Genomic DNA, 16689 nt, shown 5'->3' with positions numbered 1-16689 from the left:
GGGATCACGCGGTGAGCCGCGACCCACGCCAGGCGTAGAACAGGATGTACAGGTAGCACAGCAGCGGCAGCAGGAACGACAGCTGCAGGCCGTGGTGGTCGGCCACCCAGCCCACCGCGAGCGGCACCACCGCGCCGCCCACGATGGCCATCACCAGCAGGCTCGACCCCTGACCGGTCAATGCACCCAGGCGCGCGATGGCCAGCGCGAAGATGGTCGGGAACATGATCGAGTTGAACAGACCGATGCTCACCACCGCCCACTTGGCCAGCCCGCCGCCGGCCAGCATGGTGACTCCCAGCAGTCCCATCACCACGAGCGCGAACAGCCCCAGCAGGCGGCGCGGATCGATCTGCGCCAGCAGCACGGTGCCCACCAGCCGCCCGACCAGCGCACCGCCCCAGTACAGCGACACGTAACGGGTGGCTTCCTGCTCGGTCAGCCCTTCGCCGATGCCGGGCATGGACAGGAAGTTGACCAGCACGCTGCCGATGGAGACTTCGGCGCCGACGTAGAAGAAGATCGCCAGCACGCCGTAGCGCAGGTGCGGATGGCGCAGCGCATCGCGCAGCCGGCCCTGGCCCGCCCCCTCCTCCACACCGGGAATGGTGGGCAGTCGGAACATCCAGATGGCGGCGGCCAGGACGAACAGCGCCACCGCCAGCCCGAAGTACGGCACCTGCACCGACTGCGCCTCGGCAACGCGGTAGGCCAGTGCTTCGGCCTGCGGCAGCAGCGCCAGCTGCGCGTCGGTGCGCGGCTCGGCCGACAGGATCAGCAGCCCGCCAAACAGCGGCGCCAGCGTGGTGCCCAGCGCGTTCATCGATTGCGCCAGGGTCAGCCGGCTGGAACTGGTGCGTTCCGGGCCCAGCAGCGCCACGTACGGATTGGCCGCCACCTGCAGCACCGTGATGCCCGTGGCCAGGACGAACAGCGCCCCCAGGAACAGACCGTAGACGTGGGCATGCGCAGCCGGCCAGAACAGCAGGGCGCCCAGCCCGGCAATGGCCAGGCCAGCCACAATGCCGCGCTTGTAGCCGACGGCGGCCACCAGGCGGCCGGCTGGCAGCGACATCAGGAAGTACGCACCGAAGAAGGTGAACTGCACCAGCATCGCCTGCACCCAGGTCAGCGCGAAGGCGGCCTTGAGGTGCGGGATCAGGATGTCATTGAGGCAGGTGAGGAAACCCCACATGAAGAAGATGGCGGTCACGACCGCCAGTGCTACGCCATTGCGTTGCACATGTTGCCCACGAACGGCAGCAGAAGTGTCCATTGCATGTCCTTCCAGGTTGGGAACGCCGGCCACGCGGCGGCCACACATGGAACATGGTCCGGTCAAGGATGTCCAGCGCTGTCAGACAACCGGTCAGTCATCCGGCCGGACGTGCGATCAGCGGTCTGCGCGTGCCCCGCGCAGTTTCATTCTGCACTGCACCACAATCCGCTCCCGTTGAATCCAGCGCGACACGTCCTGCGAAATATGCAGCTATCGGCCTGCACTGCCATGTTTTACGCCCTTGCGTCGCGCTGAATGCAGCAAGCCCGGGAGCGGCACGGATGCGGCCGGCGGTGCGGCGGATGCGTCCGTTTGTTGACAACGCTGTCAACCGTGGCTCCAATCCGGCCGGGTGTGCCGTTGAACCGTGCAAGACGCCGTCAGACCGCCATTACCGATTCCCTGGGGAGGGAGCTTCCAATGAAGACGTACAAGGCCGTACCCCGCAAAGCGATGCTCACGTCCGCGCTGCTCGCGGCCCTGGCCGGCCCGGCCTGGGCGCAGGACCCGCCCGACCGCCAGCGCGCCGCCGCCGATGATGTGGATCCGACCACGCTGGACACCGTGCAGGTCACCGGCATCCGCGGCAGCCTCACCTCGTCAATGAATCTCAAACGTGACAGCCAGGGCGTGGTCGATGGCATCGTCGCAGAGGACATCGGCAAATTCCCCGACACCAACCTGGCCGAATCGCTGCAGCGCATCAGCGGTGTGTCGATCGACCGCACTTCCAGCGGCGAGGGCTCCAAAGTGACCGTGCGCGGCATCGGGCCGGACTTCAATCTGGTGCTGCTCAACGGCCGCCAGATGCCGTCCTCCAACCTCGGCAACGGCGGCGGTGGCCTGTCCGGTTCGCGGTCGTTCGATTTCGCCAACATCGCCTCCGAGTCGATTTCGGCGGTGGAGGTCTACAAGACCACCCGCGCCGACAACCCGACCGGCGGCATCGGTGCCACCATCAACATCAAAACGATGCGCCCGCTCGAATCCGAGCCGGTGATCAGCCTGGGCCTGAAGGCCGTCAACGACAGCTCCAACGACAACCTGCCGCGCACCCTGCAGGGCGCCAACGTGACTGGCGAGCTGTCAGGCATCTTCAGCCAGACATACGCCGACGGGCGTTTCGGCGTGGCGCTGAGCGCCAGCCACCAGGAGCGTGATTCAGGCTTCAACCAGGCCACCGTGGCCGAGGGCTGGGCCACGTTCTACGGCAACGAGAGCACCGACTGGCGCGCATTGCCGCAGCCAGGCCAGGGCTATTCGGACCGCATCCAGAACCGGCCGGGCCCAACCGACGTATATGCACGCCCGCAGAACACCGCCTACAACGTCAACGGGGTGCAGCGCCAGCGCACCAACGGGCAGGCCACCTTGCAGTGGAAACCGGCCGACAACATCACCACCACGCTGGACTACACCCATGTCGAGAACAAGGTGCAGCAGCAGCGCAGCGAGCTGTCGGTGTGGTTCAACTACGGGCCCGGCGACAGTACGTGGACCAATGGCCCGGTGTCGGCACCGATCATCTACAGCGAGGACATGGTCAACTCGGACGTATCGATGGGCGGCATGAAGCTGGCCACGAAGAACGCGATGGATTCGCTCGGCTTCAACGTTGACTGGGCAGTCAACGACGCGCTGGACCTGTCCTTCGATGTCCACAACTCCACCGCCGAGTCCAAGCCCAACAGCCCCTACGGCTCGGCCGGCGTGCTCGGCGTGGCCGCTTTCGTGCGCGGCAAGACCACGGTGGACTACAGCGGTGATCTGCCGATCATCAACATCGCGCTGCCGCCTGGCGGCGTCCAAGCGTCCGACGCGCTGGTGACCGGCTCGGTGTTCCAGAACAGTTACAACAAGTCCAAGGTCCAGCAGTACCAGGGGCGCGGTACGTTCAGGTTCGCCGACTATTCCGCACTGGACTTCGGCGTGGGCCACACCCGGGTGGAGAACCGCTCGGCCTCGGCGATCATGCAGCGCGACAGCTGGGGTGGCCTGGGCAGCCCGGCCGACTACGACGACAGCATCTGGTACGCCGATGACATGGCCCGGTACTTCAATGCGTTCTCCGGCCACCGCGATCCGCGCCTGACCGGACAGTTCCTGGTGTTCGACTTCGATCGCCTCCGCGAGCGCGCCGGCCAGATCGCGGCCAACGGCGAGCCGCCCTGCCCCACCTGCTACCTGGCGCCCACCGAGTACACCGAAGACATCCGCACCACCGAAACCTCCAGGAGCGCCTACCTGCAGTACCGCACCACCTTCGACGGGTCGATGCCGCTGCATGTGGCGGCCGGCGTACGTTACGAGCAGACCGAGGTGGAGTCGACCGCGCTGGTGCGCGTGCCGACCAGCATCAACTGGGGCTCGGCCAACGAGTTCAATCTGGGCTATGCCGCCGAAGGCACCTTCATCGGCGGCAAGGGCAAGTACGACTACGTGCTGCCCAATGTGGACCTCAAGCTGGACATGAGCGACACGTTGGCGCTGCGCGGCAGCTACAGCCGCAGCATCGGTCGCCCGGGCTGGACCCAGATCGACAGCGGCCGCCGCTTCGACAACATCGTGCGCACCCAGGGTGGCACCGGGTCGCGCGGCAATCCGGGCCTGGAACCGCTGCTGTCGGACAACTTCGACCTGTCGCTGGAGTGGTACTACGGCGAGTCCAGCTACGCCTCGCTCGGTTTCTTCCGCAAGAACATCAAGAACTTCATCAGCAACACCATCGTGCGCGACGACAGCGCGGGGCTGCACACGCCGGTCGGCGGCACCTACTGGAACGAGGCGCTGGCCGCGGGCTGCGGGGTCACCGACATGCCCTGCATCCGCGACTACATCTTCACCCACCACAACGGCGATCCCGGCGTGACCGCCACCGGCACCAACTCGGCCGGCCAGCTCACCGGCACCATCGTCGGCCAGCCCGGCGACCCGGTCGCCGGGTTCGACATCACCCTGCCGGCCAACCAGCGCTCGGACCATCTCGATGGCTGGGAACTGAGCGTGCAGCAGGTGTTCGGGCAGACCGGCTTCGGCCTGGCCGCCAACTACACCAAGGTCAGATCCGGCCTGACCTTCAACAACCTGAGTCTGGGTGACCAGTACCCGATGATCGGCCTGAGCGACTCGGCCAACCTGGTGCTGTTCTACGAGAAGTACAACTGGCAGGTGCGTGCGGCCTACAACTGGCGCGACACGTTCCTCAACGGCATCGGTGGGCAGGGCCCGAACCCGAACTACACCGACGCGTACGGGCAGCTCGACCTCAATATCAGCTACGCGCTCAGTGACCAGCTCACCCTGAGCCTGGAAGCGATCAACCTGACCGACGAAACCATGCGCACGTACTCGCGCCACACCAACATGCTGCGTTACGCCACCCAGACCGGCCCGCGCTACATGTTCGGGGTACGCTACAAGTTCTGACCCCGGACCCCCGCCGCGCATGCCCGTTGCCCACGGCCTGATCGAGGAACTGCACGATGTCGCGCCGGACCAGCTGCCGGCGCGGCTGGCCGGCTGGACCACGCCGAAGGTGCTGCGCGGACTGGTCGCGCACTGGCCGATGGTGGCCGCCGCACGTCAATCGGCAACGGCGGCGGTGGACTACCTCAAGCGGTTCGACCACGGCCGGCTGGCAGTGACGGCCACCACCGCGGCACCGTCGGAAGGCGGCCGGATCTTCTACAACCCCGACATGAGCGGCTTCAATTTCCGCCGCGAACAGATTCCCCTGCGCGTGGTGCTGGACACCCTGCTCAAGTACCTGCCTGATCCCGCGCCGCCGTCGATCTACGTCGCATCGACTACGCTGGACACCTTCCTGCCCGGCTTTGCCGCCGACAACCCGCTGGCACTGGGCGTGGACGATCCACTGGCCAGCATCTGGATCGGCAACCGCTCGCGCATCGCCGCCCACCAGGACGTGCCCGACAACCTGGCCTGCGTGGCCGCCGGCCGCCGTCGCGTTACTCTGTTCCCGCCTGACCAGGTAGACAATCTCTACATCGGCCCGCTCGATTTCACTCCCGCGGGCCAGGCGGTCAGCCTGGTGGATTTCGCCGCACCGGACCTGGGCCGCTTTCCGCGCTTCGCCGATGCAATGGCGCATGCCCAGGTCGCCGAACTGGCGCCGGGCGATGCGGTGTACATCCCCTCGCTGTGGTGGCACCACATGGAAGGGCTGGACGCGTTCAACGTGCTGGTCAACAGCTGGTGGCGGCCCGTACCGGCGTGGACGGATGCGCCGATGAACGCGCTGATGCTGGCGCTGCTGGCGGTGCGCCCACTGCCACCGGCGCAGCGCGCGCACTGGCGCGCTCTGTTCGACCACTACGTGTTCGATGCCGACGAAGCGACGACCGCCCACATCCCGGCGGCGGTACGCGGTGTGCTCGGCGAGCTCGATCCGGCCACCGCCGAGGCGGTGCGCAACGTGCTGCGTCGACGTCTGGAGCGCTAGCCGCGCCTCAGGCGTTGCCCGCCACCTGCGTCAGGTCCAGCACCGCTTCACCCACATCGGCGGGGAATCCGTGATAATCCGCGCCGTGATCTGTTTGCCGCCCGGGGGCAGAGCTGCGCTCCTGACCGCTTCATCGTTGCCGTTCCTTCCGTAATCCGGGTAGGTGCAGCACCTGCCGGTTTCCATGTAACGAATGCGCCCGCTGTCCACCCGCCTGAACCTCGGCAAGCTGATCCTCGCCCTGGCCCTGCTCAGTGCGCTGATCGCGCTGGCCAATACCCTGCATGCCAGCTACCGCGTGCAGCGCGACCAGCTGATCGGCAATACCCTGGAAGCCAACCGGGTATATGCCAGCAAGCTGGCGGAAACCACCCAGAACTTCATCCAGTCCGCGCAGCAGCAGTTGGCCTACAGCGCCACCACGCTGGGCCAGCAACCGCACGACCGCAGCGCACTGGAAGCCGAAGCCGCACGGTTGCAGCTGCAGACCAATTCCTTCAACTCGGTGCTGATCGTCGACGCTGCCGGCACCGTGCTGGCCACCTCGCCGCAGAGCCTGGCGCTGCAGGGCGTGCTGCTGCGCAGTCCGGGCAACAAGGAAGCACTGGCGCGGCGCGAGCCCTTCATCAGTGATCCCTACCAGTCCGCCACCGGACGCCTGCTGGTCGCCATTTCCCACCCCATCTTCAACGCGCAGGGACACTACCAGGGCTACGTCAGCGGCACCATCTACCTGCGCCAGCGCAGCATCCTGCAGACTCTGCTGGGCAAGCACTACTACCGCGACGGCTCCTACCTGTATGTGGTCGATCGCAATGGCCGCATCCTGTACCACGTCGAACCCGGCCGGGTCGGCCAGTTCGCGCTGGAGAACCCGGTGGTGCACGCGGTGAGCAAGGGCCACTCGGGCGCGCAGCAGGTGCGCAACAGCCACGGTGTGGCGATGCTGGCCGGTTACGCGCCGGTCCCGGTCGTGGGCTGGGGGGTGGTGGCGCAGCGGCCTGCCGAGGCCACCCTGGCACCGCTGTCGCGCCTGATGACCTCGGTGATCTGGAATGCGATCCCGCTGGGCGTGCTCTCACTGCTGATCACCTGGTGGTTCGCGCGGCGCATTTCGCTGCCGCTGTGGCAGCTCGCGCGCAACGTGCAGAACCGCGACACCGGCATCGCCATCCGCCACGTTACCGGCATCCGCGCCTGGTATTACGAGGTCGCGCAGCTCAAGGCCGCGCTGCTCTCCAGTTTCAACCTGCTGCAGGACCGCATCGGCAAGCTCAGCCGCGCCAGCATGACCGACCCGCTCACCGGCCTGCAGAACCGCCGTGGGCTGCAGCAGGGGCTGGAGGACTGGCAGCTGCGCGGGCAGTCGTTCGCGATCATCGCGATGGACATCGACCGCTTCAAGACGATCAACGACCGGTTCGGGCACGCGGCAGGCGATGCGGTGATCCTGCGCATCGCCCAGCTCATGCGCACCGATTCGCGCGAGACCGACCTGCTGTGCCGCAACGGCGGCGAGGAGTTCCTGATCCTGCTGCCGGGCATCGACACCGCTGCCGCCGCGCAGTTCGCCGAGCGCCTGCGTCGGCGGATTGCCGCCGAGGTGTTCGAGCACGTCGGCTCGGTGACCGTCTCGCTCGGGGTGGCCCATTACCCGACCTTCCACGAAGACCCGCTGCAGGCCCTGCGTCTGGCCGACAAGGCGCTGTACATGGCCAAGGAACAGGGCCGCGACCGTACCGTGGTGCACCCCGACGGCCGGGGTGCCTGAGGCTCCGCGGCGGCCTCAGCCGCCGCCCAGCGGCGTACGCAGCACCGGTCCGCGCTGGCCGGCCTGGTACAGGCTGCCATCGGCAGGCAACGCATCCGGGGCGTCGGCGGCCAGCAGCAGCGTGGCCGGATCGGTCCACGTGGGGCGGTGGCGCGGACCCGGCAGGTAGGGATACCAGCGTGCGAACTGCTCGCCTTCGCCCTTGACGTCGTAACGCACGCCCACCCGCACCAGCCAGTACGGCGCATCCCGGGATTCGCCCTCGGTAGGCACCCGGAACGACCAGGTGCGCGCGGCCACCAGCGCATTGCGCGAGAACTGCTTGCGGTAGGCGGCGAGGCGACGCGGCGAGGCTCGCACGCGCATGTTCACCTGCTCCACGATCGCGTCCTGGACGCGGCCGTCGCGCCCCACCCGCATCAGCACATACGCATCGCCATTGACGCCAAACATGCCGGCGCCGCCGGGATACAGCGGCGGAGCGGCGTTCTGCCACGTCAGCCGGGTCGGGTCGTTGGGGTCGTAGTTCTGGAAACTGGCGCTGCGCAGGGCGATCTGCAGGTTGCCGTCATCCAGCGGCGTGCCGACCACCCGCAGGATCAGCGGTATCCGGATCGCACGGGGCTGGCCCTCCTGCAGATAGGGATCAAACCGCCAGCCGGCGACCGCACGGCGGACGAACCCGGCCACTACCGGCGGCACCTGGCGCTCATCGCCCAGGTGCAGGGCTTCCACCGCGCCGCTGGCGCTGACATCCAACGCGCCGCGCAGCAGCATGCTGACTTCCAGCTGTTCGCCCGCAGGTGGCGTCGACGGCGCGGCGGGTGCGGTACCCGTGCACAGCCCTCCCACCAGCAGTACCAGCCACAGCAGGCGCGGGCAGCGCCCTCCGCGATGCGGATTCCACATGTGCGCGACTCCCTGTCCCAGACATGGGCCGAAGCCTACCGCACCGCACACGGATGCGCACTGCGGCCCAGCCGATGCGCGCGGCAGCAATCTGTCCCTGCACACCGCCATCCAGGCCGCGTGGCCGGCAGCGCCGCCTTGGCGAACGTCTCGCGCACCTCGCGCATCTCCCGTTCGCCCCCGACCAGCCGCAGATTGACCTGCTCGACCATCGCCTCGCGCACCGTGCCATCCGGCTCAAGCAGCGGGGCGGAGGCAGCGCACCCTGCCCAGCACGGTCGGTGAGACCTTCTTCTCATCGTCGATCCGCAATCCGGCGATACGCCCATCGGCAGCGACATCGACCTCACCGTTGATGCGCATGCCCAGTTCCACCGGCGCGCTTCACTTGGCCGGGACAGCGCACCACGCGGAGGCGGGATAAGAGCCCTGCAACCCGTGCCGGCGTCTGGTGACACCGCCGCTCACGCCAGCCGCAATGCGGCCGCGTAGGGCGGTGTATCCGGATAGTCGTTGTGCGCGAAGCGCTGCTGCAGGCCCTGCCACCACGCCGGATCGAACAGGTGCGCATGGTGTTCGCGCACCGCCGCGAGCTCCGGGGCGGCCAGGCCCATGAACATCCAGAAGCGCTCGGGGAACACATCGTTGGGTGCGATATGGAACCACGGTTCGTCCGCCATCGCCTCCTCGGCGTTGCGCGGCGCCGGCCAGTGGCGGAAGTGGCAGTCGCTGACCAGGCAGACCTCGTCGTAGTCGTAGAACACCGCGCGGCCATGCCGGGAAACGCCGAAGTTCTTCGGCAGCATGTCGCCGGGGAAGATGTTGTTGCGGGCCATGTCGGTGATGGCCTGCGCGTAGTCCAGTGCGGCGGCGCGACGCGCGTCGGCCGGCTGCTCGCGCAGGTACAGATTGAGCGGGCGGAAGCGCCGCTGTACGTAGCACAGCGCAATCACCAGCGCGTCGCCGTCCTCGTGCACGCTGCCTGCGCACTGGGTGAGCAGTTCCTCGCGCAATGCCGGCGAGAACCGCGCGCGCGGGAAGCGCAGATGGCGGTAGGGTTGTGCGTCGAGCAGGCGCCCCACCCGGTCCAGGTTGAATACCAGCGCGTACTTCTCTTCAACCTGGTGCCGGGTGAGTGTTTTGGGCCAGGCAAAGCGGTCGCGGATCAGCTTGAACACCAGCGGATAGCTGGGCAGGGTGAACACCGACATGACCATGCCGGGGGTGCCATCGGCATGTACCAGGTACTCCTCCGGGTGCTCCTGGAAGTGCCGCTGGAAGGTCCGGTAACGCTCGGTCTTGCCCTGCTTGGCGCGGCCAAGCACGGTGTAGATCTCGTCGATGGGTTTGGCCGGCAGCAGGCTGCGCAGGAACACCACCGCATCGCCGACCGTGGCGAGATCGGCCTGGAAGTAGCTGCGCGAGACCCCGAACAGGTGGGCCACATCGCGCCGACGGGTAAGCACCGCTTCGGCACGCAGCCCCTGGCCGTCGTTGACCAGTGCGATCACGCAGGGCGAAAAGCGGTGCTCGCCGAACACACGGCCGACCAGATACGCGCGGCGCTCGCGGTAGAACACGGTGTCGAGCAGCTCGATGCTGCGCACCGGATAGTCACCCCAGTGGGCCAGGTCATCCTGCAGGCGCACCGCGATGGCCGCTGCACAGCGCAGCTGGTGCGCATAGGACACCTGGAAGGGGTAGTCGCCGAGCACCCGCAGGATCGCCTCGGCCGGACGCGTGGGCGACAGCGTGTAGCTGTGGCGCGCGACCGGATGGGTAATCGCGTCGGACGGCTCCACATCCATCGCCATGAACTCGATCGCCGCGTCCACGCCTTCGGTCGCGAATAGGCGCCGGGCCAGGGTGTTGTAGAAGGTCTTGTACAGCTCGGCGTCGATCAGCCCATCCACCAGCAGCGCATAGGCCTGCCGCACCTCCAGCCACACGGCCCGGGTCCCGACAGCCTCTCCGGCGGCACGTCGCAGTGCAGCCATCGTCTCGGCGATGCAGATGTCGTACAGGCCGATGCGTTCAACAGCGTCCTGGCGTGCGCCGGTCCAGTCGCGCTGCTCGAAGCGGCTGCGCGCGCGCCGGGTGATCGTCGCAAAGCGCGCGTGATAGGCCTCGAAGCCGTCGCGGATGAGGACAGCCAAGGCCGATGCCGGCACGTTCATCGCGACGCGGCAGGGCAAGGACGGACAGCGTTGCGCATGCAGGCACACCCCGGTGGTCTGCCGTCTACCTTACGGCAGGCCTGCGCGGAATGCATGGTGGGCGGCGAAGAAGCACGACACGCGGCGGGTGCGACGCGAAGCGCCGCCGGCCGCTGTACTGCCCCGGCCGGCGGCGGAGGGAACTCAGAGCGCGAGCTGGCTTTCCACGTCCTGTACCTTGCGCCGGGCCAGAGCCAGGTTGGATTTGCCGCGGTCGAGCACCAGGTAGATGAACAACCCCTGCTGCTTCGCGACCGGGCGCAGGATGTGATACGCGCGGCCCAGCGAGATCAGGATGTCCTCGATCGTGTCGTTGAGGTTGAGCGAGGCGGCGGTCTTCATCTTGGCGCGGATCACCTCGGTATTGCCGGCCGCTGCCACCTCCATGTCCACACCGGTGCCGGCCTCGCCCAGCAGCATGCCGCTTTCGTAGTCCACCAGTGCCACCGCCTGCGCGCCATCAATGGTCATCAGCGCGCTCAAGGTCTGATCGAGTCCTGCCATGTTGCACCCCGTTGGTTGTCGAGCCCCATGTGCCCCTGCGGATCGGCTCGTGATCCGCTGAGTTCGGCCACGATGTTGCGGCCACATTCCTTGGCGCGCCAAAGCACCTTGCCGACCACGCAGCGCTGGTCGCAGGCGGTCATCAGCAACAGGGGCGCCGGTTGGCTGGGCAGCGCCAGCATCAACACCTTGCCGCCACCCGCTTCAAGCATCAGCACTTCCAGTTCCCCCAGCGCCAGCTCGCGGCCCACCGCACCGGCCAGCGCCAGCATCGCGCTGGTCATGGCGGCCAGCCGTTCGCCGTTGCCGTGGGTGCCGGCGCCCGGAACCACGGCGAAGCCATCCACGCTGGCCAGCACCACACTGCGTACGCCGTCGATATCGTTGCAGAAGGCCTGCAGGTGGCAGCCGAGCGCCTCGCGCTGGCGTGCATCCACGGGGTGGACGTCGCGACCGTCAGGCATGCGCGGCCACCAGTTCGCAGGCTTCCATTTCGCTCATCAGCACATCCATCAGGCGCAGGCCGTCCTCGCGGTCGCGCGCGTCCACCGGCACCACCGGCAGGAGGCGTCCGCCGCGGCCGGCCTGCAGCGCGCAGGTGTCCAGCTCCCACGCCGGGGCCAGATCCAGGCGGGTCAGCCCGACCACTGCCGGGACCTGCGCGGCATGCTGCTGCAGCACGTCAAGATAGGCGCCCAGTGCGGTGGCGGCCGCCGGGTCGGTGGCGTCGAGCAGCAGCACCACGCCGCTGGCACCCTGCAGCAGGATCGGCCACAGGAAGTCGAACCGCTGCTGCCCCGGCGTACCGTACAGACGCAGGCGATCGCCGTTGGGCAGGTCGATGTCCGCATAGTCCATCGCGACCGTGGTGGACGCTTTGTCGGCACCGGCGCGGTCGCTGTTGTGCACGTCGGTGTCCACCACCGCGCCGGCGGCGATGGCACGCACCAGAGTGGACTTGCCGCTGCCCATCGCCCCGAGCACCACGATCTTGTGTTCGCGCACCGTCAGCCTCCAGCGCGCTGGCGCACGCTGCGCCACATCCGGGCCAGCAGCGAGCCGCCGGGCGTGCCGGGCGCCCGCGTCGCGACGGGCTCGGCGGGGGCTGGCTCCAGCGCGGCATAGCCGCACAGATAGGCCGGGTGCACGAAGGCACGTACTGCCTCGGCCGGCATGTCCAGCAGGTGGCTGCACTCGTCCACGCTGCAGGCGCGCTTGAGCAGCAGCGAGCACAGCCGGAAGCTGTCGTGCTGGTGGCCGAGCACGCGGAAATCGGGCCAGCGCAGCAGCGTGACCCGCGCGTGCCGCTGCAGCCGTGCGTCCAGGTCCTGCCAGTGTGCAGGCTGCTGCCCCCACTGCCACAACAGCGGCCGCAACGGCTGCCGCGGCAGGTCGCCGGCCAACTGCTGGTAGCGCCGGGATGCGATGCCGTGCAGGGCAAGGCGCTCGAAGTTGTCCGACAGCCGCTGCGCCACGCTGGCGCCGCCGTCGGGAAGGACCATCTGATCCTGTTCGAAATCCAGCAGCAGCCAGGGCAGGCCATCGGCCACCAGCACGGCGTGCCCCTGACGGGACTGCAGGCGTTCGCGCAGGGCGCGGGTGATCGCCTTGGCCCCGCGCGCCGCACAGGGTTCATCGATTGGTGCCGGCGCGGCCGGCATGTGCCGCAGCGCGCGCTCGATCGCCTCGTCGTCCAGCACCGCATGATCGTGGCCCTGACCGGGGCGCAGGCGCCCCTGCTGGTCCTCGATCCAGAACTGGATCTGCGGCCGTTCGCGCACCATCCGCAGCGCCGCATTGCGCAGTGCGGGGGTGTCCTTGATCACCAGCAGATCGCACTCGTCAAGATCGCGGCAACTGCGCACGCTCTCACCCGGCAACGCGGCCGCCGAGCGCAGCCGCTGCAGCAGGGCGTGCTCCCCCTGGATATCCGATCCCACTACCAGCACCCGGGCCATCGCCTTCCCCTGCGTTCTGAAGGACCACCACTGCTGCGGATACGACCGTGGCTAGGCTATGCCATCGATATCGGGCCGATCGTGATGGATCGCACAGATTGAGGGGCGAGAGACGCCCTGCCCGTTGCACGGGACGCAGGCAAGTTTCATGCCCTCTTGACGGGATTGGACGCGGGCGCGGGATGAAAACGGCCGCCGACAGAGGTCACATTTCCATCGACACGGGGGTCACCTGTGACAGCGCCTTGCAGGGAGTGGCCTCCACAGAAAAAAACCCGCACCGAGGTGCGGGTTTTCCGTTGAAGCGGTGTTGACGCCGAGCGTGGTTTACAGCGCGGCCAACGCGCCGTTGAAGGTGGCGCTCGGGCGCATCGCCTTGCTCGCCTTGGCCACGTCCGGACGGTAGTAGCCGCCGATATCGACCGGCTTGCCCTGCACGGCGATCAGCTCATCGACGATGGTCTGCTCGTTGTCGGCCAGTGCCTTGGCCAGCGGGGCGAAGCGGGCCTTCAGTGCGGCATCGTCGTTCTGCGCGGCCAGGGCCTGGGCCCAGTACAGCGCGATGTAGAAGTGGCTGCCACGGTTGTCGATGCCACCCAGCTTGCGCGACGGCGACTTGTCGTTGTCCAGGAACTGGCCGTTGGCCTGGTCCAGAGTCCTGGCCAGCACGGCAGCACCCGCGTTGTCGTAACGGTTGCCCAGGTGCTCCAGCGACGCGGCCAGGGCCAGGAACTCGCCGAGCGAATCCCAGCGCAGGTAGTCCTCTTCCACGAACTGCTGCACGTGCTTGGGCGCCGAACCGCCGGCACCGGTCTCGAACAGGCCGCCACCGGCCATCAGCGGCACGATGGAGAGCATCTTGGCGCTGGTGCCCAGCTCCATGATCGGGAACAGGTCGGTCAGGTAGTCGCGCAGCACGTTGCCGGTCACCGAGATGGTGTCCTCACCCTTGCGGATGCGGTCCAGCGAGAACGCGGTGGCTTCCACCGGGGCCAGGATGCGGATGTCCAGGCCGGTGGTGTCGTGGTCCCTGAGGTAGGTCTGGACCTTGGCGATCACCTGCGCGTCGTGCGCACGCGCAGCGTCCAGCCAGAACACGGCGGGGGTGCTGCTGAGGCGGGCGCGGTTGACGGCCAGCTTCACCCAGTCCTGGATCGGGGCATCCTTGGTCTGGCACATGCGCCAGATGTCGCCGGTCTGCACGGCATGCTCGAAGATCACCGCGCCGGCATCGTCGGTGACGCGCACCGTGCCGTCGGCCGGGATCTGGAAGGTCTTGTCGTGCGAGCCGTACTCCTCGGCCTTCTGCGCCATCAGACCGACGTTGGGCACCGAGCCCATCGTGGCCGGATCGAACGCACCGTGGGTACGGCAGTCATCGATGACGGCCTGGTACACACCGGCGTAGCAGCGGTCGGGGATGACGGCCTTGGTGTCCTGCAGCTTGCCCTCGGCGTTCCACATGCCGCCCGAGTCGCGGATCATGGCCGGCATCGAGGCGTCCACGATCACGTCGCTGGGCACGTGCAGGTTGGTGATGCCCTTGTCAGAGTTGACCATCGCCAGGCCCGGGCGCTTGCCGTACTCGGCAGCCAGGTCGGCCTTGATCGCCTCCTGGGTGGCTTCCGGCAGCTGCGGCAGGCGTGCGTACAGGTCGCCGATGCCGTTGTTGGGATCGAAGCCGGCCTGCTTGAGCACATCGGCGTGCTTGGCCAGCACGTCCTTGTAGAACTCTTCAACGACCACGCCGAACATGATCGGATCGGAGACCTTCATCATGGTGGCCTTCAGATGCAGCGAGAACAGCACGCCCTTGGCCTTGGCATCGGCGATCTGGGCCTGCACGAAGGCCGCCAGCGCGCTGCGGCTCATCACGGCGGCATCGACGATCTCACCGGCCTTGACCGCGGTCTTGTCCTTCAGCACCACGGTGGTGCCGTCGGCCTGATGCAGTTCGATCTTCAGGCTGCCAGCCGTGGCCAACGTGGCCGACTTTTCGCTGCCGTAGAAATCGCCGCCGTCCATGTGCGCCACATGCGACTTGGACTCGGTGGACCACTTGCCCATGCGGTGCGGGTGCTTGCGTGCATAGTTCTTGACCGACAGCGGCGCGCGACGGTCCGAGTTGCCTTCGCGCAGCACCGGGTTCACCGCGCTGCCCTTGACCTTGTCATAGCGCGCCTTGATGTCGCGCGAAACGTCGTCGGTCGGCACGTCGGGGTAGTTCGGCAGCGCATAGCCCTGGTCCTGCAGTTCCTTGATCGCGGCTTTCAGCTGCGGCACCGAGGCGCTGATGTTGGGCAGTTTGATGATGTTGGCATCCGGCGTGGTCGCCAGCTGGCCCAGTTCGGCCAGGTGGTCGGCTTCCTTCTGCGCGTCCTTCAGGTAATCCGGGAACAGCGCCAGGATGCGGCCGGAGAGCGAAATGTCGCGCGTTTCGACGGCGATGCCGGCGGTGGCGGTGTACGCCTCGACGATCGGCAGCAGCGACTGGGTGGCCAGGAACGGGGCTTCATCGGTGAGCGTGTAGAGAATCTTGGGCGTATTCGACATGGGGGACTGATGCTCTCTTGCGGATCTGAGGAGTGATGGCCGTCGGCAATGCCGGGCCGCGTGCAACCGTGTCGCGTGCAGGCCGCGCCGGGCGGGGTCCGCACTTTTCCCGTGGATCGCGCCGCATGGCGCGCGCTGCGGGAAACCTCCGCATTGTCGCGTTTTCAGCCCCCCGGAGCAAAGCGGCGCCATACGCAAACGTACTGGATCGTGGCCACCCGCCTGTGGGTTGATCGGTAACGTCTGAAACTCAGCCAGGCCCGCCGGCCCCTGCGCCCGTCAGGACAGCGCGGAAGGACGGGGGCTTTCGTGCGACGACGTGGCGACGTCCCCGTCCTGCCGCTCCCCCTTGGCAGGTCAGGACAAGCTTCGACTGCCCTCCGGCCCCCTTGGAAGAGACCGCTACGCATCGCGGGACCGCCAAACCTGAATGGACACGACAGGGGCATGCCACGGACGGTCCACGGAGAGTCAGTCACTCTGCCAGTGGCTTCTCTACGACCTCATCTGCGACCCAGGTGGAGAGTGCTTGACCCCACGCGCTGCGCCTGGGGCAAACAAGCCGCTGGGCGGTGCGGTTACGTTTGAAACTGCATATGCGGAATCCGCCAAGCACCGCCGCAAGCGCGGCCTGCTCCGCTGCATTGGTCGTTTGCCCAGTCAGATGCAAGGACATCGCGTCGGACACCGACGATGACACATGCAGATCGTAGCGGACGCCACCTGCCTCGCGCACTTTGAAAGCGTGAAGAAGATGACCGGACATGCCCAGCGTCACATCGGGAACGCCTGCCGGCGGCCGACTGGGCGCATCGCCCTCGTACACCATCACCACCTCTCTCCCGTCGCTGTGCACCCTGTGGAGCCCAAAATCCGCCGGGGCCTCATAGGTCACCGACATCCCGTGGGGAATCCGCAGACAGGAACCATGAAGAAAGTGGTCGCAACTGTAAGACCAGAGATTTGACTCCTGGGCCAACGACGGCAATGGAATGAGGGCAGCGGCAAAGCAGAAGTAGCGGCGCAAATCCTTCATG

At 67.4% G+C, this 16689-nt stretch carries 12 protein-coding genes and 1 pseudogene; 3 read left to right on the top strand and 10 right to left on the bottom strand.

What is annotated here, in order from left to right:
• Nucleotides 1-4: 4 nt before the first annotated feature.
• Entirely contained in the window at nucleotides 5-1276 is a 1272-nt protein-coding gene (locus tag ACPEH8_RS11130; RefSeq protein ID WP_051008551.1) for a sugar MFS transporter, read from the bottom strand.
• A 423-nt stretch (nucleotides 1277-1699) separates the two neighbouring features.
• On the opposite strand from ACPEH8_RS11130, the gene ACPEH8_RS11125 reads away from it, so the two are divergent.
• From ACPEH8_RS11125 to ACPEH8_RS11115, 3 genes are all read left to right on the top strand, one after another.
• Nucleotides 1700-4705 (top strand): TonB-dependent receptor, encoded by a 3006-nt coding sequence (locus ACPEH8_RS11125; protein WP_423666757.1) that lies wholly within the window; start codon nucleotides 1700-1702, stop codon nucleotides 4703-4705.
• 19 nt (nucleotides 4706-4724) lie between these two features.
• Nucleotides 4725-5741 (top strand): cupin-like domain-containing protein, encoded by a 1017-nt coding sequence (locus ACPEH8_RS11120; RefSeq protein ID WP_017354584.1) that lies wholly within the window; start codon nucleotides 4725-4727, stop codon nucleotides 5739-5741.
• 193 nt (nucleotides 5742-5934) lie between these two features.
• Complete coding sequence (locus ACPEH8_RS11115; protein ID WP_313217286.1) at nucleotides 5935-7512, top strand: sensor domain-containing diguanylate cyclase; 1578 nt, start codon at nucleotides 5935-5937, stop codon at nucleotides 7510-7512.
• A 15-nt stretch (nucleotides 7513-7527) separates the two neighbouring features.
• Here the strand turns inward: ACPEH8_RS11115 and ACPEH8_RS11110 are convergent, their stop codons facing one another.
• The 9 genes and pseudogenes from ACPEH8_RS11110 to ACPEH8_RS11070 form a co-directional block, all read right to left on the bottom strand.
• Nucleotides 7528-8421, bottom strand: coding sequence for a TonB-dependent receptor (locus tag ACPEH8_RS11110; RefSeq protein WP_017354582.1), 894 nt, complete (start codon nucleotides 8419-8421; stop codon nucleotides 7528-7530).
• A gap of 237 nt (nucleotides 8422-8658) precedes the next feature.
• Nucleotides 8659-8784 (bottom strand): hypothetical protein, encoded by a 126-nt coding sequence (locus ACPEH8_RS11105; RefSeq protein WP_267873512.1) that lies wholly within the window; start codon nucleotides 8782-8784, stop codon nucleotides 8659-8661.
• Nucleotides 8785-8885: 101 nt separating this feature from the next.
• The gene (gene aceK, locus ACPEH8_RS11100; protein WP_423666754.1) at nucleotides 8886-10598 is read right to left on the bottom strand and encodes a bifunctional isocitrate dehydrogenase kinase/phosphatase; all 1713 of its coding nucleotides are present in this window, start codon (nucleotides 10596-10598) and stop codon (nucleotides 8886-8888) included.
• A 183-nt stretch (nucleotides 10599-10781) separates the two neighbouring features.
• Nucleotides 10782-11141, bottom strand: coding sequence for a hypothetical protein (locus ACPEH8_RS11095; protein WP_017354579.1), 360 nt, complete (start codon nucleotides 11139-11141; stop codon nucleotides 10782-10784).
• A gap of 50 nt (nucleotides 11142-11191) precedes the next feature.
• Nucleotides 11192-11605: pseudogene (locus ACPEH8_RS11090) on the bottom strand (roadblock/LC7 domain-containing protein); the annotation flags it as partial.
• Nucleotides 11598-12146: a GTP-binding protein gene (locus ACPEH8_RS11085; protein WP_026070530.1), complete on the bottom strand. Its 549-nt coding sequence runs from the start codon at nucleotides 12144-12146 to the stop codon at nucleotides 11598-11600. The pseudogene ACPEH8_RS11090 and the gene ACPEH8_RS11085, both read right to left, overlap by 8 nt.
• 2 nt (nucleotides 12147-12148) lie before the next feature.
• Nucleotides 12149-13099 (bottom strand): hypothetical protein, encoded by a 951-nt coding sequence (locus ACPEH8_RS11080; protein WP_017354576.1) that lies wholly within the window; start codon nucleotides 13097-13099, stop codon nucleotides 12149-12151.
• Between the two features lie 327 nt (nucleotides 13100-13426).
• On the bottom strand, nucleotides 13427-15652 hold the full coding sequence (locus tag ACPEH8_RS11075; protein WP_423666752.1) for an NADP-dependent isocitrate dehydrogenase: 2226 nt from the start codon (nucleotides 15650-15652) through the stop codon (nucleotides 13427-13429).
• A 475-nt stretch (nucleotides 15653-16127) separates the two neighbouring features.
• Nucleotides 16128-16688, bottom strand: a complete 561-nt coding sequence (locus ACPEH8_RS11070) for a hypothetical protein (RefSeq protein ID WP_312707717.1) — start codon at nucleotides 16686-16688, stop codon at nucleotides 16128-16130.
• Nucleotide 16689 lies beyond the last annotated feature (1 nt).

This window comes from Stenotrophomonas sp. NPDC077461 (genome assembly GCF_049545475.1).
GTDB classification, from domain to species: Bacteria; Pseudomonadota; Gammaproteobacteria; order Xanthomonadales; family Xanthomonadaceae; genus Stenotrophomonas; species Stenotrophomonas nematodicola.
Note: the sequence above shows the minus strand (reverse complement) of the source record. Positions and strands in the feature narration are given on the sequence as shown.

Coding starts and splice junctions, on each gene's coding strand:
- ACPEH8_RS11080 (WP_017354576.1), bottom strand. CDS start 13,099: ATGGCCCGGGTGCTGGTAGTGGGATCGGATATCCAGGGGGAGCACGCC.
- ACPEH8_RS11095 (WP_017354579.1), bottom strand. CDS start 11,141: ATGGCAGGACTCGATCAGACCTTGAGCGCGCTGATGACCATTGATGGC.
- aceK (WP_423666754.1), bottom strand. CDS start 10,598: ATGAACGTGCCGGCATCGGCCTTGGCTGTCCTCATCCGCGACGGCTTC.
- ACPEH8_RS11075 (WP_423666752.1), bottom strand. CDS start 15,652: ATGTCGAATACGCCCAAGATTCTCTACACGCTCACCGATGAAGCCCCG.
- ACPEH8_RS11130 (WP_051008551.1), bottom strand. CDS start 1,276: ATGGACACTTCTGCTGCCGTTCGTGGGCAACATGTGCAACGCAATGGC.
- ACPEH8_RS11125 (WP_423666757.1), top strand. CDS start 1,700: ATGAAGACGTACAAGGCCGTACCCCGCAAAGCGATGCTCACGTCCGCG.
- ACPEH8_RS11110 (WP_017354582.1), bottom strand. CDS start 8,421: ATGTGGAATCCGCATCGCGGAGGGCGCTGCCCGCGCCTGCTGTGGCTG.
- ACPEH8_RS11070 (WP_312707717.1), bottom strand. CDS start 16,688: ATGAAGGATTTGCGCCGCTACTTCTGCTTTGCCGCTGCCCTCATTCCA.
- ACPEH8_RS11120 (WP_017354584.1), top strand. CDS start 4,725: ATGCCCGTTGCCCACGGCCTGATCGAGGAACTGCACGATGTCGCGCCG.
- ACPEH8_RS11115 (WP_313217286.1), top strand. CDS start 5,935: ATGCGCCCGCTGTCCACCCGCCTGAACCTCGGCAAGCTGATCCTCGCC.
- ACPEH8_RS11105 (WP_267873512.1), bottom strand. CDS start 8,784: ATGCGCATCAACGGTGAGGTCGATGTCGCTGCCGATGGGCGTATCGCC.